The following is a 23,682-nucleotide window of genomic DNA, read 5'->3' on the forward strand; positions in this document are numbered from 1 at the left end:
ACGAAGGGCGGGGCGCCTCGCGGAAGAGGAATCATTTCCTGATCCGTGAGACGCCCCGCTTTTTGAGAAAAAATCACCTGTCCCTAAAAAATCGGCTAGTCGAGCTCTTTAAGGCCCTGGTACAGCTCCCAGTATTCGCCGTGCTGCGCGAGCAGCTGCTCATGGGTGCCGCGCTCGATGATCTTGCCGTGCTCGAGGACCATGATCGCATCGGCGTTGCGCACGGTCGACAGACGGTGCGCGATCATAAACGTCGTGCGGCCCTCCATGATGCGGTCCATGCCGCGCTCGATCAGCTTCTCGGTACGCGTGTCGATGCTCGATGTCGCCTCGTCCAAGATGAGCACCGGCGGATCGGCCACCGCGACGCGCGCGATGGCGAGCAGCTGCCGCTGCCCTTGCGACAGGTTCGCGCCGTCCGAGGTCACCATGGTGTCATAGCCCTGCGGCAGACGGCGGATGAACGAGTCCGCGCAGGCGGCCCGGGCGGCCTCGCGCACCTCCTCGTCGGTCGCATCGAGCTTGCCGAAGCGGATGTTGTCCGCGATCGTCCCCGTGAACAGGTGCGTGTCCTGCAAGACGATGCCCAGAGAGTGCCGCAGGTCGTCCTTGGCGATATGCTGCACGTTGATGCCGTCGAAGGTGATCTCGCCCCCGTTGATCTCGTAGAACCGGTTGATGAGGTTCGTGATCGTGGTCTTGCCTGCACCGGTCGAGCCCACGAAGGCGATCTTCTGCCCCGGCTTGGCGAACAGGTTGAGCTTCGTCAGGACCAGGCGACCCGGCACATAGCCGAAGTCCACGTCGTGGAAGCGCACGTCGCCGCGCAGCGGGATGCGCCCGCACGCGAGCACCGTGCCGTCCGCGCCGAGCGCGGTCTGCTGCGCGACCGCTCCCGACTGCACGGCCGCAAGCTCCCCCTTCTCGCTCGCGCCATCGGTCCCCGCCGCGTTGGCGGAGGCACCGTCGGCCAGCGGAACGAGCGCGCCGTACGCGCCCACGCCCACGCCGTCGGGAAGCTGCCACGCCCAGCTGTCCCCGCCCGTGCGCACGAGCCTGACCGCGCCCTCGTCGACCTCGGGCTCAAGCTCCATCGCGGCGAACAGGCGCTCGGCACCGGCAAGCGCGTTCAGCAGGAAGTTGCCTAGCTGCGTGAACTGGTTGATGGGCTGCGTCGCCTGGCGCACAAACACCAGGTAGCTCGCGAGCGCGCCCACGTCGGCCATGCCGTTGACGGCCAGGATCGCGCCCACGACGGCCACGATCGTGTAGTTGATGTAGCCCACGCACACCGTGGTGGGCACCATCGTGAAGGCGTAGTTCTGCGCCGAGGCGCCCGCGCGGCGCAGGTCGTCGTTGCGCTCGGCGAACTCCGCGACGTTCGCCGCCTCATGGTTGAACACCTTGACGACCTTCTGGCCTGCGACCATCTCCTCGATATAGCCGTCGAGCGAACCCAGCGCGTCCTGCTGGCGCGCGAAGAACGCCTTGCTGCGGCCGCCGGAAAAGCGCACGTACAGGGCGATGACCACGTTGCACGCGACCGTGATGAGCGTGAGCTGCCAGTTGAGCACGAACAGCACGGCGAGCGTTCCGACCATCTGGATGAACGCCTGGATCACGTTGGCGAAGCTGTTGTTCAGGGCCTCGGCCACCGTGTCGACGTCGTTGGTGAAGTAGCTCATCACGTCGCCGGTGCGCGTGCGGTCGAAATACGACAGCGGCAGCGTCTGGATATGCGCGAACAGGTCGCGACGGATGTCGAACACGACCTTCTGGGCCGCGCGCACCATCGTCTGCGTGTAGCCGAAGGCGGACACAACGCCGATCGCGTACACGCCCGCCGTCAGCATCACCAGACCCGGCAGCTCGTCGGCGCGCCCCTCGGACAGGGCGTTCACCACGGGGCGCACCATGTAGGTGCCGAACAGGTTGGCCAGCGCCGCCACGGATACGAGCACCGCCACCACCAGCAGCGAGAGCTTCGCATGGCCCATGTAGGCGAGCAGGCGGCCCACCGTGTGGCGCAGATCGTTCGGTCGCGCCTGCGCAGTCGTCCTAGCCACGGCGCTCACCCCCTTCCTCCACATCGACGGGCGACGCGGCGCGCTCATAGGCCGACGCAGCTGCGCCCGCGTGCGCGCCATCCTCCGCATGCTCCATCTGAGAGGCGTAGATCTCCTGGTAGATGCTATCGTTTGCGAGAAGCTCGGCGTGCGTGCCGTGCGCATGCACGCGTCCGTCGTCCAGCACGAAGATCTCGTCGGCGTCCATGACCGACGTGATGCGCTGGGCGATGATGATCGTCGTCACGCCCGGGATGCTCGCCAGATTGGCGCGGATCTTCGCCTCGGTCGCCATGTCCACCGCACTCGTCGAGTCATCGAAGATCAGGACGCGCGGGCGCTTGAGCAGCGTGCGGGCGATACACAGGCGCTGCTTCTGGCCGCCCGACACGCCGGCGCCGCCCTGGCCCAAGTCACCCGCCAGGCCGCCGATGCGGTCCAAAAACTCGTCGGCGCAGGCCAGGCGGCACGCCTCGAGCAGCTCCTCGTCGGTAGCGTCGGCGTCGCCCCAGCGCAGGTTCTCGGCCACCGTGCCGGTGAACAGCACGTTTTTCTGCAGCACGACGCCCACCGCATCGCGCAGGGACGCGAGGTCGTAGGCGCGCACGTCGTGGCCGCCCACCAGCACCGCACCGTCCGTCGCGTCATACAGGCGCGCGATCAGCTGCACGAGCGAGCTTTTGCCCGAACCCGTCGAGCCGAGCACGCCCACGGTCGCGCCGCTCGGCACGCGCAGGGACACGTGCTCCAGCACGTCCTCTTCCGCGGCCGCGCTGTACTTGAAGCTCACGTCGCGGAACTCGACGGATCCGTCGGGCACGTCGGTGAGCGCCTCCCCGTCTGCGGGGCTCGCGAGCTCAGGCACCTCGTCGAGCACGTCGCGCACGCGGCGGATGCTCGTCAGCGCGCGCGTGAGCAGCAAGAACACGTTGGAGATCATCATGAGCGAGTTCATGATCTGCAGCACATAGCTCATGAAGCCCGTGAGGGTGCCCACGCCGAGCGCCCCGGTCGCCACCATGTGCCCGCCGACCGCGAGCACCAGCACGGTCGTCGTGTACATGACCAGCTGGAATGCCGGAAGGTTGAGCACGGCCGTCGAGAACGTCTTGGTCGAGGTGCGCGCCAGCTCGCCGTTGACGCCCGCGAACACGTCGCACTCGTGCGGGCCGCGCACGTACGCCTTGACGGCGCGCACCGCGGTCACGTCCTCCTGCACCACGTTGTTGAGATGGTCCATCGACACCTGCAGGTCGCGGTAGAGCGGCGCCACGCGCCACGTGATGAGGCCGAGCAGGACGCCGAGCAGCGGCATCGTGCAGAAGAACACGACGGCGAGCTCGGCGCTCATGATGCTCGCGTACGCAAGCCCCATGATCAGCAGCACCGGGCCGCGCACCATGGGTCGAAAGCCGCTCGAGATCGCGTTTTGGATCACGGTGATGTCCGTCGTCATGCGCGTCACCAGACTGGAAGTCTGGTAGCGGTCGAGATTGCCGAACGCGAACGCTTGGATCTTTTCGTACTCCGCCTGGCGCAGGCGGGCGCCGAGCCCCGTGGCGAGACGGGAGGCGAACCGCGCATAGCCCAGGCCCAATACCAGCGAGAGCAGCGCGAGCGCGAGCATGATTGCGCCCTGGCGCATGATGACCGCCACGTCGCCCGACGCGATTCCCTCGTCGATGATGCTGGCCATGAGCATGGGGATCAGAAGCTCGAGCGAGGTCTCGAGCGCGACGAACAGCGCTCCGAGCGCCGCGTCGCGGCGATACGGCCCCACGTAGGAAAGCAGCAGGCGAATCTCAGACATGGCGAACCTCCGCGCTTTCGGACTCGGTTGACTCTTCGGGCTGCGGCTGCGTGCCTGCGGGCTCGGCGCCATCGGGCGCACGACCCGCGTCGGCGCGAGACAGATGCGCCCGCATGTTGGCCTGAACGCGGTCGAGCAGCCGTGCGAGCGCCGCGCGCTCATCGGGCGAAAAGCCCGCAAGCATGACCTCGTCGGTCATCGCGCACACCTTGTCCCAGCGCGACACCGCCTCGACGCCCTTCTCGGTGAGCTCGACGGCACGGCGCCGACGGTCCTCCCCGGGGACCAGGCGCACGAACCCCGCGCGGCCGAGCGTATCGAGCATGCGCGAGACGGCGGCGGGGTCGATGGAGAAATAGCTCGCGATGTCGCGCTGGGGGCTCGTGCCGTGCACGGCGAGATACGACAGGATACGGGGCTGCCCCGGACCGAGTCCGAGTTCCGGCAGGTACGGATGGTTGCACGACCGCATGAGATGGAACATCATGCTGACCTGCATGTGAAAATCAGTGAGGGAAAACCCGAGTGGAAACGATTCCGATATCTGTTCTTCCATGAGCATGCACCTTTTGACATACCAATAGTTGATATATCAAGTATAGCCCGTTCACGCGTCGCGGTACATCACGGCTGCGGACATTGAGGCGGTGCTTTGTGCCCCGCGACGAAGTGACGGTTTCTGCGGAAAGGCACTATACCGCCGGAACCTCCCCGGTCGCCAGAATCTGCTCGAGAGCGTCCTCATCGAGCACCGGTACACCGAGCGACTCCGCTTTCGTGAGCTTAGAGCCTGCCTTGGGTCCTGCTACGAGAAAGCTCGTCTTCTTGGACACCGATCCGGTCACCTTGGCGCCGAGCGCCTTGAGCGCCGCGCCCGCCTCGTCGCGCGTGCGGTTGACCAGCGTGCCGGTCAGCACGAAGGTGAGACCCGCCAGCGGCTGGCCAGCGGCCAGGCTGGCATCCACGCCGGTCTCGGCGGCCGCGCGCTCGGCGGCACCCGACAGGTCCTCTTCCAGCGAAAGCCCCGCCACGCGCAAACGGTCGAGCACGGCCAGGTTGTCCGGCACCGCAAGGAACTGCTTCACGCTCTCGGCGATCTTGGGCCCGATGCCGTCGATCGCGGCGATATCCTCCTCGCTTGCGGCCACCAGCGCATCGATGGTCAGGAAGCGCTGCGCGATGAGCTCGCCCACGGACTTGCCCACATGGCGGATACCCAGGGCGAACAGCACGCGGCCGAGCGGCTGGGCCTTCGATTTGTTGAGCTCGTCGATCACCTTGGCGGCGATCGTGGCGCCCACGGGAATCGGATCGCCGGCGCGTACGCCGCGACGTGCATCGTCCTTGAGGTAGGTACGGCCCGTGTCGAGCCCCGCGACCTGGTCGGTCGTCAGCGTGTAGAAATCCGCCACGTCGTGCAGAAGGCCCGCCTCGATCATCTTGTCCACGAGCTCCTCGCCCACGCCGTCGACATCCATGCAGCCGCGGCTCACCCAGTGGAGCAGGCGCTCCTTGAGCTGGGCGGGGCAATCGATGGAAACGCAACGGTAGGCGACCTCGCCGTCCTCATGCACCACGGGGGCCCCGCAGGCAGGGCAGGTTGCCGGCATGTGCCAGGGCTCGGCGCCGTCCGGGCGCTTGTCGAGGACCGGCCCCACGACCTCGGGAATCACGTCGCCCGCCTTGTGCACGATGATGGTGTCGCCCTCGCGGACGTCTTTGCGGTGCACCTCGTCCTCGTTGTGCAGCGTTGCGCGCGCGATGGTGGAGCCCGCCACGGTCACCGGGTCGAACTCGGCAACCGGCGTGAGCACGCCGGTGCGCCCCACCTGGATGCGGATCTCGCGCAGCACGGTCGTCTTCTCCTCGGGCGGGAACTTGAACGCGATGGCCCAGCGCGGCGCGCGCGCCGTGAAGCCGAGGTCGTTTTGCTGGTCGAACGAATCGACCTTCACGACCACGCCGTCGATGTCGTAATCGAGGTCGCTTCGGTGCGCAAGCGCCTCGGCGCAGAACTCGTGCACCTCAGCGGGCGTATTGCAGCGCGCCACATTGGGGTTGACCGAGAAGCCCGCGTCGCGCAGCCAGGCGAGAAACTCGTGCTGGGACCCCACGTGCAGCGGCGCGGTATCGGCGACGGCATACAGGAACGTGGACAGGTCGCGGCGCGCGGTCACCTTCGGATCCTTCTGGCGCAGGCTGCCGGCGGCGGCGTTGCGCGGGTTGGCGAAGGGATCGCGGCCCTCGGCATCGGCCTCCTCGTTCAGGCGCACAAAGCTGCCCTTGGGCATGTACACCTCGCCGCGAACCTCGATGGGCGTTCCGCGGTCGGCCCCCATATGGGCGAGGGCCGTCTCCGACAGGTGCATGGGCACATCGCGGATCGTGCGGACGTTCAGGCTCACGTCTTCGCCCGTCGTGCCGTCGCCGCGTGTCGCCGCGCGCACGAACGCGCCGTTCTGATACGTGAGGGCCACGCCCAGGCCGTCGATCTTGAGCTCGCAGGTGTAGACGACATGCCCCGCGCCCAGCGCCTCCTCGGTGCGCTTCAGCCACTCGTCGAGCTCCTCGAGGTTCATGGCATCGTCCATGGAGTACATGCGCGCCATGTGCGTCACCGGGGCGAACTGCTCGGACACATAGCCGCCCACGCGCTGCGTGTAGGAATCGGGCGTCACGAGATCGGGGTAGGCGGCCTCGAGCTGCTGGAGCTCGACCAGCAGCTTGTCGAATGCGGCATCCGTGATCTCGGGCGCGTCGAGCATGTAATAGCGATAGGCGTGGTAGTCGAGCAGATGGCGCAGCTCGGCAGCGCGCTCGGCGGCCGCATCGTGCTCCGCTACCGACGTCGTCTCGACCGGCGCATCCAACGTACCGTCACCAAACAGGCTCTGCTGCTCCACGATGGCTTCCCTTCACTCGGTTTGACTCGACCTCATAGGGTACACCACCGGTGGCGCATTTGGGGACGGGGCCGTTTTTACCCATGACGGCGCAACGCGCCCACAGTGCAAATCGGGGGACGTACCTGTTGCGTGCAAAAATGCACGCAACAGGTACGTCCCCCGATTTGCACTCACCCCGCTGTAACAAAAATCCCCGGCTTGCGCGGGCAACGCCCTGTCGCAAGCCGGGGAGTCACAAGACAGCAGGTAAGACCCAGCTGCAGCCTACTCGGCCTCAGCCTCGCCCGCAGCCGCAGCGGCGGCGTCCTCGGCGTCGCAGCGGTCGTGGTAGTGCAAGAGCCCCACGGCGATCGTCAGCGCGGCGGCAAGCGGAAGCGCCACGACCAAAAGCAGCAACGGCGGCATGCCGATCATGATGATGGGATCCATAGCCAGCCTCCTTACGCGAACAGTCCGCCGGCGATACCCGCCACGCAGGAAAACGCCATGCACATGAGCGAAGCCGTCACCAGCGAGATGGGGAGACCGCGCAGGGCCCCGGGCACCAGGCGCTCGTCGATGCGCTGGCGGATCGTGGCGAACAGCACGACGGCGATGAAGGCGCCGAGGCCCGCTCCGATGGAGGAGCCGGTCGCCACGGCGAGCGTCGTCGCCTCACCGGCGGCGGCGTTGCCGAGCGGAGCCGCGAGCACGCAGGCGTTGACCGCGAGCAGGGTGCACTGCGTCATGATGCGCGCACGAGCGGCCTCGCTCTTGCCGGTGCATGCCACGGCGCCGTACAGGAACACCACGATCGAGCTCACGAGCACGTAGGCGATCGGGGCCATGTAGCCGATGCCCCACGGCTCGAAGAACAGGGCGAAGATCGGCCAGCCGACCAGACCGGAAATGGACGTGGCGGCCCACAGGGCAAGCCCGAACCTTACGGCATCCTGCGGCTTAAACGCCAGCAGAAAGACCGCGACCATGCCCACCATCTGGGCAAAGACGACATTGCTATCGAACGCCGCCGTGAATAGCGCGCTCAAAAACTCCATTAGCGCTCACCACCTTCGGACTGTTTGCGGCTGATCGCGACGGCGCTCTCGATGGACTGCACGAACGTGGCGACCAGCGCCATGATCAAAAGCGAGCCCGCAGGCTTGCCGAAGATGGCGATCGGCGTCGCGGCGAGCTCGGTCATGGTGAGACCAAAGACCTGGCCGGTCGCGAACATGCCGTTGATGAAGCCCACGAAGGTGAGCGTCGCGCACGTGCAGACCGCGGCGAACAGGGCCGTCGCCAGCGAGGACTTCGCCGTCGGGGCCGCGGCGAACCCGTCGCAGGAGACGAACGTCATGGCCATCGCGTTCAGGGCGGCAAGCGCCACATAGATGCCGAGGTCCTCGTGGACCACCGGATCGATGACGCGCAGGGCGAACCCGAGCAGGATCGCGATGGTGACGCTCACGGTGAGCGTCACGGGAATGTAGGCGAACCGCCCCGTCACGGCCCGCAGCGGGCGCGCCAGGATCGCCATGGCGAGGATGCTTGCGGCGGACACCGCGCCGATGGCAAAGCCGTCGACCGCAGAGGTCGCCACGAACAGGCCGGGCAGCGATCCGGCGACGACCAAAAACGTGGGCGTATGGGTGAGCGCGCGCACGCGCTCGTCCTGCTCACGCTGGATAAGCTCGTTCAGCGCCATGTTAGTTACCCCCCAACTGCGCATAGGCCTCGAACGCGATGTTCAAGCAGCCGATCACCGCGTTGCTCGTGAACGTCGCGCCCGAGACGCCGTCGACGTGCGTCTCGCCGCTGCCGGCCTCCTCGACCGTCAGCGTGCCCGTCGCGGGAAGCTCGGCAAACGTGCCGAAGTAGTCCTCGGTCAGGGCGTTCGTGCCGATACCGTCGGTCTCGTCCTCGGCGACGATCTGGATGCCGGCGACCGTGCCGTCGGTGCCGATGCCGACCATGAGCTCGACGTCGCCGTGGTAGCCCGTAGCCGAGCAGTCGAAGACCCACGCGCCGTCGTTGGTCTGGTACACGGAGTTCAGGCCCTCGATCGCAGGAGCGCTGACCTGCTCGAACGAGGTCGCATCGGGGAACAGCAGCGCGCGCTGGGCGCCGCCCTTGGACTCGTCGAGGCGCGCGTCGGCCTCGGCGAAGGCGTCGTGGCCGGCGAAGTTGACGCCCGCGGTGATGCCGCCGCAGACGACAACGACCAGCACGATCGCGACCAGCGAATACCAGGCGCCTTCCTTATGGCGCGCCAGCCAGGAATTAGATGAGGGCATTCTTGACACCTCCAGCCGGAAGCGGACGCGTGATGCGGTCGATCAGCGGCACGAACATGTTCATGAACAGGATGGAGAACGCCACGCCCTCGGGAGAGGACGCGAAGAAGCGGATGAGCCCCGTGATGATGCCGCAGCACAGGCCGAATATGATCTTGCCCACCGGGTTCATCGGCGTGGTCGTGTAGTCGGTCGCCATGAAGAAGGCGCCCATGGCAAGACCGCCGGACAGCAGCTGGTAGACGACATCCTGACCCGCAAAGGCCGAGATGAGCGCCACGGCGCCGATGAACGGCAGCGTCGCCCAGGCGTCGACCACGCGCACGGCGAGCAGGAAGATGTAGCCGATCAGAAGCGTAATGATGCAGGTCTCGCCCAGTGCGCCGGCATGGTTGCCGAGCAGCAGGTCGAGGTAGCTGTAGGGCATATCGCCCGCACTCGCCATGGCGAGCGGGGTGGCGCCAGTGATGGCGTCGAGCGGCTTGCCCGCCACGTCGGGATAGGCCGAAAGCGCGCTCGGCAGCGCGACCATGATGAACACGCGCGCGGCGACCGCCGGGTTGAAGATGTTGCAGCCGATGCCGCCGAACAGCATCTTCACCACGACGATGGCGAACGCGGTGCCGAGCACGGCGACCCAAAACGGGCAGTTCGCCGGCAGCGTGAAGGCGAACAGCATGGCGGTGACCACGCAGGACATATCGCCCGCCGTGGACTCGCGGTGCATGGCGATGCAGCACAGGTGCTCGCTCACGAGCGCCGTCGAGATGCAGACGAGCACCAGAAGCGGCGCGGCGAGACCATAGAGCACGGTCGCCGCGATGAGCGTGGGCACGAGCGCCAGGCAGACGGCGCCCATGATCTTGGTGGTGGAAGCGTTACCGTGGAAATGCGGAGATGCCTCGTTGATGAGATTCATGATGCTTAAGCTCACGCCCCCTTCGCAGGCTGGGTGAGGCGCGCGACCTCGCTCCGATAGAAACCCTTGCCCTCGCGGATCGACGCGGTGATGCGGCGATGGGCCGGGCAGGTGTAGGCGCAGCTGCCGCACTCCATGCAGTTCATGATGCCGAGCTCATCGAGCGCAACGACATCATGGCTGCGCGAGGCGGAATCGAGCGCGTACGGCATGAGCCCGAGCGGGCACACGCGCACGCAGCGCCCGCAGCGGATGCACGGCGTCTCGTCGGGCAGGACGGCCTGGTCGTCCAGGCACAGGATGGCGTTGTTGGCCTTGATGATGGGGCAGTCGATGCTCGTGAGCGTGCGTCCCATCATGGGACCGCCCATGATGATCTTACGCGGCTCCTTGGTAAGCCCGCCCGTCGCCTCGATGATGTCGCGCACGCTCATGCCGATCGGCACGCGGTAGTTGCCCGGGTTGGCGACGCAATCGCCCGCGAGCGTGAGCGTCTTGGTCACGAGCGGCATGCCGTAGCGGAAATACTGCTCGATGCGCGACGCGGTGGTGACGTTGATCACGAGACAGCCGACATCGACCGGCAGGCCGCCTGCGGGCACGTCGCGGCCGGTCGTGGCGCTGATGAGCACCTTCTCGCCGCCCGCGGGGTACTTGGTGGGAATGGCCATGACGTCGATGAGGTCGCTCCAGCCCTTTGCCGCCACCGTCTCGGTGAGCCTGGCTATGGCCTCGGGCTTGTTGTCCTCGATGCCGATGACCGCGGCGGGGATCTCGAGCGCGGTCGCGATGCGGTGGACGCCGTCGACGACGCGCTCGGCGTGCTCCATCATCTGGCGGTAGTCGCTCGTGATGAACGGCTCGCACTCCATGCCGTTGATGATGAGGAACTCGAACTTCTTCCCCTCGGGCGCGCGCATCTTGAACCACGTGGGAAAGGCGGCTCCGCCCAGGCCCACCGCGCCCGACGCGCGCACGCAATCGAGGAACTCCTCCTTGGTGCTGTAGCTCGGCTGCGCGAGCGCGGGATCGTTTTCCATCTTGCCGTCGGACTCGATGGCGACGACCGGCGCCGTGGCCCCGGTCGGCAGCTGCTCGGTGTCGGTGGAGACCACCGTGCCCGAGACGCTCGCGTGGACGGGTGCGTACAGGCCCGACCCGTCACCGATCAGCGTGCCCACATACACATGGTCGCCCGGCTTCACGCACGGCGTGCACGGGCCTCCGATATGCATGTTGAGCGGGATGCGCACCCGTTCGGGCGGCGTCACGGACGTGCAGGCGTATTCCCGCACATCCTTGCACTGGGGCGGATGGACTCCTCCCCGTGTCTTGTGCAGAGAGAACATGTTCTCCCCCTTCTGACCTCTCTCCCCCTTTATTCTGCAATCAGAATAAACACATCCTGATTACACGATATCGCCACAAGTTTAGCGATTTGTGTTAGCGAATACCAGAACCGAACTGCTTTTTGCATACGGACAGGGCCCGCCCGACGTGGAGGTCGTCGGTGCGGGCCCTGCCCCATAACTATGCTGAGCTGGGAGAATGGCGCTATTCGTCGACCGTTACCTGCCGATAGGTGATGCCGCACCGGTCGAAGATGCTGCGCGCGATCAGATTGTCCTCAGTGCCATCGTACTTGTTCGAGAGGTAGACCACCTCTCCGATGCCGGCCTGCACGAGCGTCTTGGCGCACTCGCGGCACGGGAACAGCGTCACGTAGACGGTGGCGCCGCCCATGTCCTTGAGGGAGCCGCGGTAGTTCAGGATGGCGTTGGCCTCGGCGTGGATCACATAGCTGTGCTTGTCGAGCAACGGGTCCTCGGCGGTATCCCAAGGAAACTCGTCATCGTTCAGCGTCGACGGCGTTCCGTTGTAGCCGACCGACAGGATGCGATGGTTGGTGTCGGCGATGCAGGCACCCACCTGCGTGTTCGGATCCTTGCTGCGCATGCTCGCCGCCATGGCGACCCGCATGAAGAATTCGTCCCAGCTGATAACATCGGTGCGTTTACCGGGCATGGGTGCGCTCCTCTCAAACGATCTTATCGCCCCATTCTATCCCGCCGACGGGGACGGGTACAGACGGCGGGAGCCGGGACGGCTGCCCCGGCTCCCGCCGCGTTCGCGCGCCTTTGCGCCGAATCGAGAAAAAGGGCGACCCGAAGGCCGCCCCGTCGTTGTCGCCTGTTAGCGCCCGCCCTGGCCGAGCAGCTCGTTCAGCAGCTCGCGCAGCTGCTCCTCGCTCATGGAGTTGGAGCCCTGGCCGTTCTGATCGGTCGAGCTGTCCTGCTGCTCCTGCAGGGCCTCGTCGGAGCCGAGCGTGACCTCGATATCCATCTGCTCGCTGCCGCGCATGACGGTGAGCGTCACCTTCTCGCCCACGTCGTAGCCGCGCAGGGCGATGATCAGGCCGTCTGCGGAGGTGATCTCGTCGCCGTTCGCCGCGATCACGATATCGCCCGCCTGCATGCCGGCCTCGGCGGCGGGACCGCCCTCGGTCACCTCGTTGATGTAGGCGCCGTAGTCGACCGAGAGGTTGTTCTGACGCGCGTTGAGCGCGTTCACGGTGGTCAGCGAGACGCCCAGATACGAATGGACCGGCGTCTGACCAGCGATGATCTGGTCGGCGATGTTCTTAGCATAGTTCACCGGGATCGCGAAGCCCACGCCCGAGCTCGAGCCCGAGTAGCTCTCGATGATGGAGTTGATGCCCACGAGCTCACCGTTGTCGTTGACGAGCGCGCCGCCGGAGTTACCGGGGTTGATGGCGGCGTCGGTCTGGATCATGTTGGCGTAGATGGTCGTGCCGGTCGTCGACTGCATGGCGGTCGAGCGGTACAGCGCGCTCACGATGCCGGTCGACACGGACTGCTCGTTGCCGAACGGGCTGCCGATGGCCATGACCCACGAGCCGACCGTCAGCTCGTCGGAATCGCCGATCTCGATCGGCGTCAGGGCGTTCGGGTCGGCGTTCACCAGACGGATGACCGCAAGGTCGCTCGACTCGTCGGAGCCGACGATCTCCGCCTCGTAGCTCGAGCCGTCATTCAGCGTGACCACGATGCTCGTCGCGTTCTGGACCACGTGGTAGTTCGTCAGGATGTTGCCGTCGGAGTCGAGGACCACGCCCGAACCGATGCTGCCGCTGCTCGACGAGCCGCCGCTCATCATGCTGGAGGTGTCCTGCACCTCGGTCTCGATGGAGACCACCGAGGGCAGGGCCTTGGCCGACACGGCCTCGGCGAGCGTGGTGTCCTCAGCGTCGATCTGGATCGTCTGGGTGCCGGCGGGCGTGTTGGCGCTCACGCTGCCGCCGTCGCGGTTGATGTCGAGCGCACCGGTCATGACCAGCGCGATGACCAGCACGGCGCCCACCGCCAGGCCGCCGAGCGCGCTCAGGAACACGGGAAGCCGCTTGGTGCGGGTCTTCACCACGGTGCGGCTGATCTTCTCGGTCGACGGCTCCTGCGCGGCATGGGCGCCGGCGTTCGGCATCGCGGTCGTCTGCGACACCTCATCCGGCTTGACCGGGGTCGGCTCCACTTGGACGCGCGGAGCGCCCGTGCTCTCGTTCAACCCATCAGGGCGCTGCGGGGTGTTCTCACTCATCATGGTTCCTTTCAATTGCCCAGCAAAGGATTTGTTGTCTGAACACGTTGTACCCCATGCGGCGTTCGAGGTACACAGGCTTTTGATCACGTTAAGGGATTTGTAAGAGAGATGGGCAGATGATGGTGCGGAAAAGACCGGGGCCCGGCGCGCATGCCCGCCACGTGCGAGACGAGCGCGCCGGAAGCCCCCATGCGCAAGAAAAAGCGGGGCGGGCCGTGCCGCCCCACCCCGCAAGCGCATCTTTGATTGACCCTACCCCTTGAACAGGTAGCCCACGCCGCGCACCGTCGTGATGTGCGCCGCGATCTGCGGGCCGACCTTGGAGCGGATGCGCCTGATGTGCACGTCGACCGTGCGCGTGCCGCCGCAGTACTCGAAGCCCCACACGCGGTGCAGCAGCACCTCGCGGCTGTAGGCGCGGTTGGGGTGCATGGCCAAAAACGACAGCAGCGAGTATTCCATCAGCGTCAGGTCAACCGGCTTGTCGTCCAGGTACACCTGGTACGTGGCGAGGTTGATGGTCATGTTGTCCACGCGCAACACATCGTCGACGGAGAAGCTCTCCTCCTCCCCCATCAGGCGGCGCGCACGCACCTCGAGCTCGCCCTCGCTGGCGCCGGAGCAGATGAAGTCGCAGCGCGAGCGGGACGGCAGGTGCAGCCCCGAAAGCCCGTCGTCATCGACCAGAACGAGCATCGGGATGTTGCCGCGGTCGTCGAGCCACTTGCCGATCTGCTCGATCCGGTCGGCGCGGATGCCGTCGGCGTCAAGGATCAGCAGGTCGAAATCGCGCGCGGCGGTCGGCGAATCGGGCGTGGCCGCGCTCACGTCAACGCCCAGCGACGTCGTGAGCGTCTGGGCAAACTCGTAATACCGCGTTGTTCGAGCCATGAACAGGACGTTTTTCTCGGACATACCACCACCCTCTCGCTGGCGTAATCATACCAAGGGACAGCGCGCAGCGCATGCGGGCCGCAACGCCCGGATGCGCCGCACCGTGTGCGAACCCTCGCGCCGCGCCGCGTCCGCGACGATGGCGAGAGCCGCGACGACGCCGTCGTCAGGAGCTCGCCAGATACTGCTTGAGCTCCCACTCGGTAATGCTCGACGCGTACTTCTCCCACTCCTTGCGCTTCTTCTTGAGGAAGAAGCTGTGGATGTGCTCGCCGAGCGCATCCTTCATGAGCAGGGAGTTCTCGAAGATGTCGAGCGCCTCCTGGAGGTTTCTCGGCAGCGGGGAGCACCCGAGCTCGCGCAGCTCGAGGTCGGACAGCCCGGCATCGGTGAGCTCGGTCTCGGCCGGCAGCCTCAAGCCGCGCTTGATGCCGTCGAGACCGGCGGCCAGCGTGACGGCGCAGGCGAGATAGGGGTTGGCCATGGGGTCGGGGCTGCGCAGCTCGATGCGCGTGGAGAGCTGCTTGCCCGGCTTGTAGATGGGGATGCGGATCATCGCGGCGCGGTTGCGCAGACCCCAGGTCGCGTGCGTGGGCGTGGGCGAGCTGGACTTGCCCGTCGCCAGGCGCTTGTAGGAGTTGACCGTGGGGTTCGTGATCGCCGAGATCTCGCCGGCATGCATGAGGATGCCCGCCATGTAGCTCTTGGCGATGGGGGACAGGTGGTAGACGGGGTCGTCCTCGCCGTAGAACACGTTGTTGCCGTCGTAGTCGAACAGCGACTGGTGCAAAAACATCGCCGACGACGCCTCGTTCGCCATGGGCTTGGGCATGAACGACGCGTGGATGCCCGCCTCGTAGGCCTCCAGCCGGATGATGTGCTTGGCCGTCATGATGGCGTCGGACATGGTGAGCGCCTCGGCGTGGCGCAGCGAGATGCCGTGCTGCGAGGGGCCGGAGGAATGGAAGGTGTACTCGACCGGCACGCTCATCTTCTCGAGCGTGAGCACGGTGCTGCGGCGCACGTCGCGCGCCGAATCGGAGGGCAGAAGGTCGAAATAGCCCACGTTGTCGAGCGGGGCCACCGTGTGCTCGTCGGGGAAGTAGTAGTACTCGAGCTCCGCGCCCACGTTCATGATGTAGCCGGCCTCTTCGGCCTTGTAGAACATGCGGCGCAGGCAGTTGCGCGGGTCGCCGTCAAACGGCTTGCGGTCGGGCGTGCACACGTCGCAGAAGATGCGCGCCACGCCGTCGCTCGACGGACGCCAGGGCAAGACCTGAAACGTCGAGGGATCGGGAAACGCCAGCATGTCCGCCTCTTCGGGCGCGGTGAAGCCCTCGATGGCCGAGCCGTCGAACCCGATGCCCTCCTCGAAGGCGACCTCGAGGTCCTCGGGGCTGATCGCGAAGCTCTTGAGGCGACCGAGCACGTCGACGAACCACAGGCGGACAAAACGAATATCGCGCTCTTCGACCGTGCGGAGGACGAAATCGATGTTCTGGCTCTTATCCTTAAGGACAACCCTTCCATGACGCGCGGTGGACTATCGAACCGACTGACTATAGGCGCACATTGTGCCATACCTATGTTTCGGCTGGGTTACCGCCCCCACAGAAGCCCAGACGATCGCGAGCGCCCCGAATGCAAATCGGGGGACGTACCTTCTGCGTGCACTTTTGCAAATCGGGGGACGTACCTTCTGCATGCACTTTTGCAAATATGGGGACACCCCTTCGAGCAAAAAGACATACGTCGGGTTGTTTGGAGGACGCTTCAACCCATACTGCCGCATCCTCCGGCTCGGCCCGGCTCGGCGCTTTTTCATGAGCCCCTCTCTCGGTCATCTGTATCCATGATGGTCTAGCAGGGATTTTGCAAAAGGACGCCCCTTCCGTGCGCACATTTGCATGCGGAAGGTACGTCCCCGAGGGGGTGCGGCAGGAATCCTGGAGCGCCGGGGCGGGAAGGAACTGCGATGTTCACACCCGAGGAGAGGGAGGCGGCGCTCGGGCTCTACGACAGGCTCGGGAGCGTCCCCGCCGCGGTCGCCGAGCTCGGCTACCCCAGCGAGCGCTGCCTCTACGGCTGGATCGCCCGCCGGGACGGCGCCTGCACCCGTCCGCGTGCGGTAAGATACCCCGCGCAGGAGAAGGCGGCGGCCGCCAGGCGCGTCCTGTCCGGGGAGAGCTGCGCCGCCGTCGCCGCCGACGTCGGGGCCTCCGCCTCGGCGGTCCTGCGCTGGCGGGACGCCTATGCAGAGGGAGGGATCGGGGCACTCATGGCCAAGGGGGACGTGGTCGCGCCGGGGCCGCGCGCGGACGCGGGCGCGCTGCCCGACGACGCGGGGGAGCTCAAGCGGATGGTCCTCGAGCTCCAGCTCGAGAACGACCTCATGCGGCAGGTGGTCGAGCTCGTAAAAAAAGACCCCTGCGTCGACCCGACGCGCCTCTCGAACAGGGAGAAGGCCCAGGTGATCGACGCGATGAGGGGGACGTATTCTCTGAGCTGTTTGGCCTCTAGGCTCGGCATCGCCGCGTCCAGCTACCACTACGCCCGGGCCGCGGCCGCCGCGCCCGACAAGTGGGCCGAGGCGCGCGCGGCGGTCGTCGAGGAGTTCGAGGGCGCCGGGCGCTCGCGCGGCTACCGCTACGTCCACCGGCGCCTCGCGGAGCGCGGGATAGCCTGCGGGGAGCGCAAGGTGCGCGAGCTCATGGCCGAGGAGGGCTGCGTCGTCGTGTACCTGAGGCGGCCGAAGAGGTGGAGCTCCTACGCGGGGGAGGTCTCCGAGGCCCCGCCCAACCTCGTGGAGAGGTCGTTCCGCGCCGAGGCCCCCAACAGGCTCTGGCTGACCGACATCACCGAGTTCGCGCTGCCGGACGCGGGCGAGCCGAAGGTGTACCTCTCGCCCGTCGTCGACTGCTTCGACGGGATGCTGGCGTCCTGGTCCATCGGCACCTCCCCGAACGCCGAGCTGGCGAACTCCAGCCTGGAGCGCGCGTGCGAGGGGCTCGCCGACGGCGAGGCGCCCGTGGTCCACAGCGACCGGGGCGGGCACTACCGGTGGCCCGGCTGGATCTCGATCTGCGAGGAGCGCGGGCTGACCAGGTCGATGTCGAGGAAGGGCTGCAGCCCGGACAACGCGGCCTGCGAGGGCTTCTTCGGCAGGCTCAAGAACGAGTTCTTCCACGGCCGTGACTGGCGGGGCGTGGGCGCGGAGGAGTTCATGCGGAGGCTGGACGCGTGGCTGAGGTACTATAACGAGGTCCGCATCAAGGAGTCCCTGGGCTGGATGAGCCCGAAGCGGTACCGGGAGTCGCTGGGCCTCGCGGCCTAGCCCGATGTTTGCCCCGGCGCTCCAGGATTCCTGCCGCACCCCCCGATTTGCAAAAATGCACGCAGAAGGTACGTCCCCACATTTGCACTGGCGGTTGGGGTGTTACTTGACGCCGCGGCTCAGCCGTTCGGCCACGCGGTCGACGCCTTGGCACGCGGGGCAGCTGTCCGGCGAGGAGCCGCAGTGGCCCGAGCACGTCCCGCCCTGGGCGCAATCCGCGCAGCTCCCCTTGCGCTTGATGCGGACGCACACCGCCACGAATGCGACGCCGATCGCGGCCAGGATGATGAAGTCGATGGGAGACATGGTTCCTCCTCGTTGTTTGCCAAATGAAACTTTACCCCATTTCCCCGTCCATAACCACGCGGAGCAGGAAATCTGCACGGACGGGAGCGCGCAAAAAGGGCCGCCCGCATGTGCAGGCGACCCTTTGGGGAGGAGCGTGCTAAGTCGCTCAGGTTACGCGGTCACGGCGCCGGCGGGGACGACCTTGTCGTTGTCCTCCCACGCCCACTTGGGCATGGGGCGCACGACCTGGAAGATGATCGCCGCGGCGAACGCGACGGCAACGACCGTCCAGATGCTGAAGACGCCGGTGGCTGCCAGATAGAACTGGTTGATCATAAGGCCGACGACCCACGCGAAGGCACACTCGTAGCCGATGGCGATCGCGGTCCACTTGGCGGAGTTCATCTGGGCGCGGATGGTGCCCATAGCTGCAAAGCACGGGGCGCACAGCAGGTTGAACGCGCCGAACGCAGCGATAGCGCCCATGGACGGGAACATGCCGGCAAACGCGGCCCACAGGTTCGGATCGGTCTCGGTGCCGTCGGCGATATGGAGCAGCGAGGAGGCCGTGGCCACGACGTTCTCCTTGGCCACCAGGCCGGTGATGGACATGGCCGTCGCCTGCCAGGAATCAAAGCCGAGCGGGGCGAAGATGAAAGCGATGGCGCCGCCGACCATGGCGAGCACGGAGTAGTCCGTGAACTCCTCGGGGATGCCCTCCATCGCGGGCAAGAAGCCGAACGCACCCTCGTACACGCCGAAGTTGGTGAGGAACCACACGACGATGGTGGAAGCGAAGATGATCGTGAACGCCTTCTTGACGTAGGCGGACACGCGCTCCCAGATGTGCAGCCACCACGAGCGGATGGACGGGAAGTGGTAGCTCGGCAGCTCCATGACGAACGGGGTCGGGCGGCCGGCGAACAGCTTGGTCTTCTTCAGCATGATGCCGGACACGATGACCGCGATGACGCCGAGGAAGTAGAACAGAGGGGAGATCCAACTCGCCTCGGCGTCACCGACCATAGCGCCCATGAGCAGGGCGATGATGGGAAGCTTGGCTCCGCAGGGGATGAACGTGGTGGTCATGACCGTCATGCGGCGGTCCTTCTCGTTCTCGATCGTCTTGGTGGCGAGCACGCCGGGGACGCCGCAGCCCGTGGAGACGAGCATGGGGATGAACGACTTGCCGGACAGGCCGAAACGGCGGAACACGCGGTCCATCACGAAGGCGACGCGGGCCATGTAGCCGCAGTCCTCGAGGAAGGAGAGCAGCACGAACAGCACGAACATCTGCGGGATGAAGCCGAGCACGGCGCCCACGCCGGCCACGATGCCGTCGAGCACGAGGCTCTGGACCAGATCGCTCGCGCCGGCGGCGACAAGCCAGCCCTCGATCACGCCGGGGATGGACTGGAACTGCATGCCAAACAGCTCGAAGCCCTCGCCGAACAGGTTGTCGTTCACCCAGTCGGTACCGGCGGTGCCGAACGCGTCGGCACCCGTCGCGATGGAATAGACAGCCCACATGATGAGGATGAACAGGGGCAGGCCGAGGATGCGGTTCGTGACGATGCGGTCGATCTTCTCGGAGGTGCTCATGCGCGCAGGCGCCTTCTTGAGGCAGCCGTCGATCATGTGCGCGATGACCGCGTAGCGCTCGCCGGTGATGATGGACTCGGCGTCATCGTCGCAGTCCTTCTCGCATGCGGCGATCAGCTCGTCGACCCGGGTGGCGCTGTCTTTGGGGAGGTTGATGAGGCGCAAAGCGTCCCGATCGCGCTCGAACAGCTTGACCGCAAAGTAGCGACGCTTGGACGCGGGCACGGACGACGGGAGCAGGTCCTCGATCTTGGTGAGCACGTCCTCGATAGCGGAATCGAACCTGTGCTCGGGCACGCTGCCCTTGGTGGCCGCTGCGCGCTTGGCCTCGGCGAGCAGCTCGTCGACGCCCTTGTTGCGCAGCGCGGAGATCATCACGACCGGGCATCCGAGGCTCTTTGAGAGGGCGCGGGTGTCGATCTTGTCGCCGTTCTTCTCGACGAGGTCGGCCATGTTGAGCGCCGCTACGACCGGCAGGCCGGTCTCGACGACCTGGAGCGCCAAGTACAGGTTGCGCTCGAGGTTCGTGGCATCGATGACCTGGATCACGACGTCGGGCTCGCCGCTCATGAGGTAGTCGCGTGAGACCTTCTCCTCCGGGCTGTAGGGGGAAAGCGAGTAGATTCCAGGGAGGTCGGTGATCGTGACGCTCTTGTCACTGGTCAGCTTGGCCTCCTTCTTCTCAACCGTGACGCCGGGCCAGTTGCCCACATAGCCGTTCTGGCCGGTGATCAGGTTGAAAAGCGTGGTCTTGCCGCAGTTGGGGTTACCCGCCAACGCGACATGAAGCTGTGAAGCCGCCATGCATTTCCTTCTTCCAAAATAGGCTTTGAAACTTCTTCAAGTTACCGAGCTAGCCGTGCGAGATCCCTGGCGGGCGCCTTAGGACCCTCATAGTTAGAAATTGCTAACTCTACCTGCGCAAACGCCCTCGCGGGTGCCGTTACTGCACCTCGACGATGGCCGCCTCCTCCTTGCGGATGGAGAGCTCGTAGCCGCGGACGGTGATCTGGATCGGGTCGCCCAGCGGCGCGACCTTCACGACCTTGAACTGCGTGCCCTTGATGAGGCCCAGGTCCATCAGATGACGGCGGAGTGCGCCCTCACCGTGCAGCTTGATGATGGTGGAGCTATCGCCCACCGCAACATCTCCCAGTGTCTTCATGTCCTTCCCCCTTCCTGTTCGCCACGTCCACGGTCGGCGCGCCGTCGCGCGCCCCGTGTCAGACCGTCATGACGCGCTGAGCGACCTTGGTGTCCAAGCCAAAGCGAGCGCCTTTGACCGTCACGATGATGTTGGAGGGACTGGAAGACACCACGTGCACCTCGGAGCCCTCGACAAACCCGATGTTCGCGAGATGGTGCTTGAGGTCCTCATCGCCACGCACGCGCGTCACCATGATGGTCTCCCCCGCCTTTCGGAAGGAAAGCGGCATCGCGGGAACCTGCGGCCCTTGAGTCATACGGCATGTCTCCTCATCATCGTCCGATCGAATGGAACGGCATAGGCGAGGCAACGCTTCAAGTTAGCCCTGTCTATGTTTCCTACGGTAAACTAACACAAGGCTAACTTGTTGTGAAGGGGTTGTGGCCAAGTTGAGCAAAAAAGTTACCGATGGCTTACATATGCTATAAGCTTGGTGACATTTCAACGTGGCGATTTCCCCGCCTTGCTGTCACGCCTGCTGGGAAACGCCGATGTTTATGCCGACGCACCCCGGTCATCGACATAACCACGGGACTACCCGGCAACGGTACCCAGTAACGGTACCCAGAACTGCGAGAGAGGGCCGTTCAAGGGGCCCTCTCTCGCAGTTCTGGGTACGGCTACTGGGCCCTGTTAGCGGGTGACCTGGTAGAGGCGGTGATGCATATCGGGGACGTACCTGCTCCATGCAATAATGCACGCGGAAGGTACGTCCCCGATATGCAGTCCGGGCCCCGTATGCACGCGATGGGCAAACCGCACCTCGAAATGCCAGCTATTTCCAAAAGTAAGAGCCCGCGCCTCACACGCCAACGGCAAAACGGGCGCGCTCAGCCTAGAGGTCGAGCATATACCTCGATCCGATGAAGTACTGACGGCCGATATAGACGGGCTTGTCATCCTGGTCGAGTGCATACGTCGCGATGTACAGCAACGGCTCGCCCTTAGCGACCTGAAGCAACCCAGCCTTGGAACTCGAGGCGCCGACAGATTGGATGAGTACGCGCGCGTTCTTGACCGGCCGACGACCATACAGCTCGTTCATAAGCTGATAGATCGACTCGCTCTCAAGCTGTACGGTGGCCAGCTCCTGGTTCTGACTGTACGGCAGGTACATATTCTCTTCAAATATGGGAACATCATCCGCCGTGCGCACGCGCTTGATGTGCAAGACGAGCTCACCCTCCGAAAGACCGAAGAAATCGCTCTCGTCGGGCCTCGGCAACACGATTTCCCGTTTCACCAAACGAGCTCCGGACTCGCGGCCATTGTGGCGACAGATGTCAGTGAAGCTCTCGGGCAATCCACCCTGTAGAAGCCGACGCCGCATGCGCGGAGCGCAAACGAAGGTGCCGAGTCCGCGGCGCTTAACGAGATAGCCCTCCGTACTCAAATCCTCAATCGCGCGACGCACGGTGATGCGGCTTACGTTGTACATCTCGGAGAGCTCGGCCTCGGTGGGAATCTTCTCGTCCGGCTTATAGGTACCGCCTTCAATCGAGGCTTTGATATCATCGAAAATCTGTCGATATAGCGGCATTTCAGTCTGACGCACGTTTCGCTCCTCGTTCCGCACACCACGCACCATAAGAAAACCGCTGCTCAAGATGCTCGGCACGGTTTTCGGCGAGCAGACCGCCTGGCGAGCATGGCGAAGGGTTCTATACATCTATAACCTATTCATAGGGAAAAAGCAAATCATTCTTATGTCCCTTAATTTAAAAGAAAGGGGCGCCCTCGACGCCCCTTTCCGCACATGTTGCGCAACCCGAAGCGGGTCCGACCGTCTAGGCCGCTGCCTCGGTGATGCCCAAACGGAGAAGCTCCGCATCGAGCAGATCGATGTCGGCCTGGTCGAGCTGCCATTCGAACGTGGCGCAGTTCTCCTCCGCCTCATGAACGTTGCGAACGCCCGTGAGCGCCGTGGTGACGAAGCTCTTCTGCGTACTCCAGTTTATGGCAATCTGGGCGAGCGGCTTCCCGTACTTCTCGGAAACCGTGTCCATCGTCTTCAGGAACTCCTGGATCTTCGAGAACATCGGCTCATGGTAGAACGGGTAGAAGGTGTTGCGGAAATCGTTCTCCGCGAAGTTCGGCTTCTCGCGAATCGAGCCGGTCAGGATACCCGAGCCCAGCGATCCCCACGTCATGACGTCGATGTCATGCTCCTCGCACCATTTGAGCTGATCGATAGCAGACTGGTTGACCATAGAGAACGGCAGCTGGACGATATCGATGTCGGCATATTCGGAAGCCTGGGCAATATAATCGGTGTCGACATTGCACAGGCCGATCATCTTGACCTTGCCCGCCTCCTTGAGGCCCTGGACATAGCTCATCGTATCCTTGATGGGCGTGCCGAAATCATCGGGCCAGTGCATGAGGTAGATATCGAAGTAATCCGTACCGAGGCGACGAACCGAATCCGCGAACTCGCGCTCGATGGACTCCGGTGTGCTCTTGTGGACGCCCTTACCGTCCTCGATATACGACCCGAACTTGGTGGCAAGAACGATCTTGTCGCGGTCGAGGCCCTGCATGGCCTTGCCGACAACCTCCTCGGAATGGCCGGACCCGTAGATAGGGGCCGTATCGATCAGGTTGACGCCGCCCTCGAGCATCGCGCGAATGGCACGAATCGACTCGGCGTCATCGACCTCTCCATAGCTCGCGCCCAAGGAGTTGGCACCGCCGATGGCCCACGTTCCAACCGTGATGGCGGAAATATCGACCCCGGACTTCTTCATAGTCTTGTAGCGCAT

The 23,682-nt window shown here is 65.1% G+C and carries 21 protein-coding genes; 1 reads left to right on the plus strand and 20 read right to left on the minus strand.

The features are described 5' to 3' along the window. Positions 1 to 95: 95 nt before the first annotated feature. The 14 genes from BN3789_RS00205 to BN3789_RS00265 all read right to left on the minus strand — a co-directional run bounded on the left by BN3789_RS00205 (position 96) and on the right by BN3789_RS00265 (position 15,984). Complete coding sequence (locus BN3789_RS00205) at positions 96 to 2,066, minus strand: ABC transporter ATP-binding protein (RefSeq protein WP_079988986.1); 1,971 nt, start codon at positions 2,064 to 2,066, stop codon at positions 96 to 98. Continuing rightward, complete coding sequence (locus BN3789_RS00210) at positions 2,059 to 3,876, minus strand: ABC transporter ATP-binding protein (protein ID WP_079988977.1); 1,818 nt, start codon at positions 3,874 to 3,876, stop codon at positions 2,059 to 2,061. Before BN3789_RS00210 ends, BN3789_RS00205 begins: the two co-directional genes overlap by 8 nt. Further along, entirely contained in the window at positions 3,869 to 4,432 is a 564-nt protein-coding gene (locus BN3789_RS00215; protein WP_079988978.1) for a MarR family winged helix-turn-helix transcriptional regulator, read from the minus strand. The genes BN3789_RS00210 and BN3789_RS00215 overlap by 8 nt, the downstream gene beginning before the upstream one ends. Before the next feature lie 136 nt (positions 4,433 to 4,568). Next, a complete protein-coding gene (gene ligA, locus BN3789_RS00220) occupies positions 4,569 to 6,746 on the minus strand; it encodes an NAD-dependent DNA ligase LigA (RefSeq protein WP_229254076.1) in 2,178 nt (725 codons plus the stop codon). Positions 6,747 to 7,046: 300 nt separating this feature from the next. Beyond that, complete coding sequence (locus BN3789_RS12540) at positions 7,047 to 7,211, minus strand: hypothetical protein (protein ID WP_154018711.1); 165 nt, start codon at positions 7,209 to 7,211, stop codon at positions 7,047 to 7,049. A gap of 11 nt (positions 7,212 to 7,222) precedes the next feature. Beyond that, positions 7,223 to 7,819, minus strand: a complete 597-nt coding sequence (locus tag BN3789_RS00225) for an Rnf-Nqr domain containing protein (RefSeq protein WP_066828473.1) — start codon at positions 7,817 to 7,819, stop codon at positions 7,223 to 7,225. Beyond that, positions 7,819 to 8,469: an Rnf-Nqr domain containing protein gene (locus BN3789_RS00230; protein WP_066828474.1), complete on the minus strand. Its 651-nt coding sequence runs from the start codon at positions 8,467 to 8,469 to the stop codon at positions 7,819 to 7,821. The genes BN3789_RS00225 and BN3789_RS00230 overlap by 1 nt, the downstream gene beginning before the upstream one ends. Position 8,470: 1 nt before the next feature. Beyond that, a complete protein-coding gene (locus BN3789_RS00235) occupies positions 8,471 to 9,058 on the minus strand; it encodes an FMN-binding protein (protein ID WP_229254059.1) in 588 nt (195 codons plus the stop codon). Next, positions 9,045 to 9,992, minus strand: coding sequence for an RnfABCDGE type electron transport complex subunit D (locus BN3789_RS00240; protein WP_229254060.1), 948 nt, complete (start codon positions 9,990 to 9,992; stop codon positions 9,045 to 9,047). Before BN3789_RS00240 ends, BN3789_RS00235 begins: the two co-directional genes overlap by 14 nt. Continuing rightward, the gene (gene rsxC, locus BN3789_RS00245; RefSeq protein WP_066828546.1) at positions 9,989 to 11,326 is read right to left on the minus strand and encodes an electron transport complex subunit RsxC; all 1,338 of its coding nucleotides are present in this window, start codon (positions 11,324 to 11,326) and stop codon (positions 9,989 to 9,991) included. The genes BN3789_RS00240 and rsxC overlap by 4 nt, the downstream gene beginning before the upstream one ends. Before the next feature lie 205 nt (positions 11,327 to 11,531). After that, positions 11,532 to 12,002, minus strand: coding sequence for a deoxycytidylate deaminase (locus tag BN3789_RS00250; protein WP_066828549.1), 471 nt, complete (start codon positions 12,000 to 12,002; stop codon positions 11,532 to 11,534). A 168-nt stretch (positions 12,003 to 12,170) separates the two neighbouring features. Beyond that, entirely contained in the window at positions 12,171 to 13,592 is a 1,422-nt protein-coding gene (locus BN3789_RS00255) for a S1C family serine protease (protein ID WP_229254062.1), read from the minus strand. Between the two features lie 255 nt (positions 13,593 to 13,847). Next, the gene (locus tag BN3789_RS00260) at positions 13,848 to 14,510 is read right to left on the minus strand and encodes a response regulator transcription factor (RefSeq protein ID WP_066828554.1); all 663 of its coding nucleotides are present in this window, start codon (positions 14,508 to 14,510) and stop codon (positions 13,848 to 13,850) included. 145 nt (positions 14,511 to 14,655) lie between these two features. After that, positions 14,656 to 15,984, minus strand: coding sequence for a glutamine synthetase family protein (locus BN3789_RS00265; RefSeq protein WP_066828556.1), 1,329 nt, complete (start codon positions 15,982 to 15,984; stop codon positions 14,656 to 14,658). 480 nt (positions 15,985 to 16,464) lie between these two features. Here BN3789_RS00265 and BN3789_RS00270 point away from each other — a divergent pair, with 480 nt between their 5' ends. After that, positions 16,465 to 17,823 (plus strand): IS3 family transposase, encoded by a 1,359-nt coding sequence (locus BN3789_RS00270; protein WP_066828559.1) that lies wholly within the window; start codon positions 16,465 to 16,467, stop codon positions 17,821 to 17,823. A 102-nt stretch (positions 17,824 to 17,925) separates the two neighbouring features. Here BN3789_RS00270 and BN3789_RS00275 read toward each other — a convergent pair whose 3' ends face one another. The 6 genes from BN3789_RS00275 to BN3789_RS00300 form a co-directional block, all read right to left on the minus strand. Then, the gene (locus BN3789_RS00275; protein ID WP_066828561.1) at positions 17,926 to 18,129 is read right to left on the minus strand and encodes a hypothetical protein; all 204 of its coding nucleotides are present in this window, start codon (positions 18,127 to 18,129) and stop codon (positions 17,926 to 17,928) included. 153 nt (positions 18,130 to 18,282) lie between these two features. After that, a complete protein-coding gene (feoB, locus tag BN3789_RS00280) occupies positions 18,283 to 20,517 on the minus strand; it encodes a ferrous iron transport protein B (RefSeq protein ID WP_066828563.1) in 2,235 nt (744 codons plus the stop codon). 139 nt (positions 20,518 to 20,656) lie between these two features. Beyond that, on the minus strand, positions 20,657 to 20,878 hold the full coding sequence (locus BN3789_RS00285; protein WP_066828578.1) for a FeoA family protein: 222 nt from the start codon (positions 20,876 to 20,878) through the stop codon (positions 20,657 to 20,659). Between the two features lie 58 nt (positions 20,879 to 20,936). Beyond that, positions 20,937 to 21,176: a FeoA family protein gene (locus BN3789_RS00290; protein WP_066828580.1), complete on the minus strand. Its 240-nt coding sequence runs from the start codon at positions 21,174 to 21,176 to the stop codon at positions 20,937 to 20,939. Positions 21,177 to 21,755: 579 nt separating this feature from the next. Next, positions 21,756 to 22,475, minus strand: a complete 720-nt coding sequence (locus BN3789_RS00295) for a GntR family transcriptional regulator (RefSeq protein WP_147569455.1) — start codon at positions 22,473 to 22,475, stop codon at positions 21,756 to 21,758. Between the two features lie 232 nt (positions 22,476 to 22,707). After that, a complete protein-coding gene (locus BN3789_RS00300; RefSeq protein WP_066828582.1) occupies positions 22,708 to 23,682 on the minus strand; it encodes an aldo/keto reductase in 975 nt (324 codons plus the stop codon).

The organism is Collinsella ihumii, assembly GCF_900046475.1.
Lineage (GTDB): Bacteria > Actinomycetota > Coriobacteriia > Coriobacteriales > Coriobacteriaceae > Collinsella > Collinsella ihumii.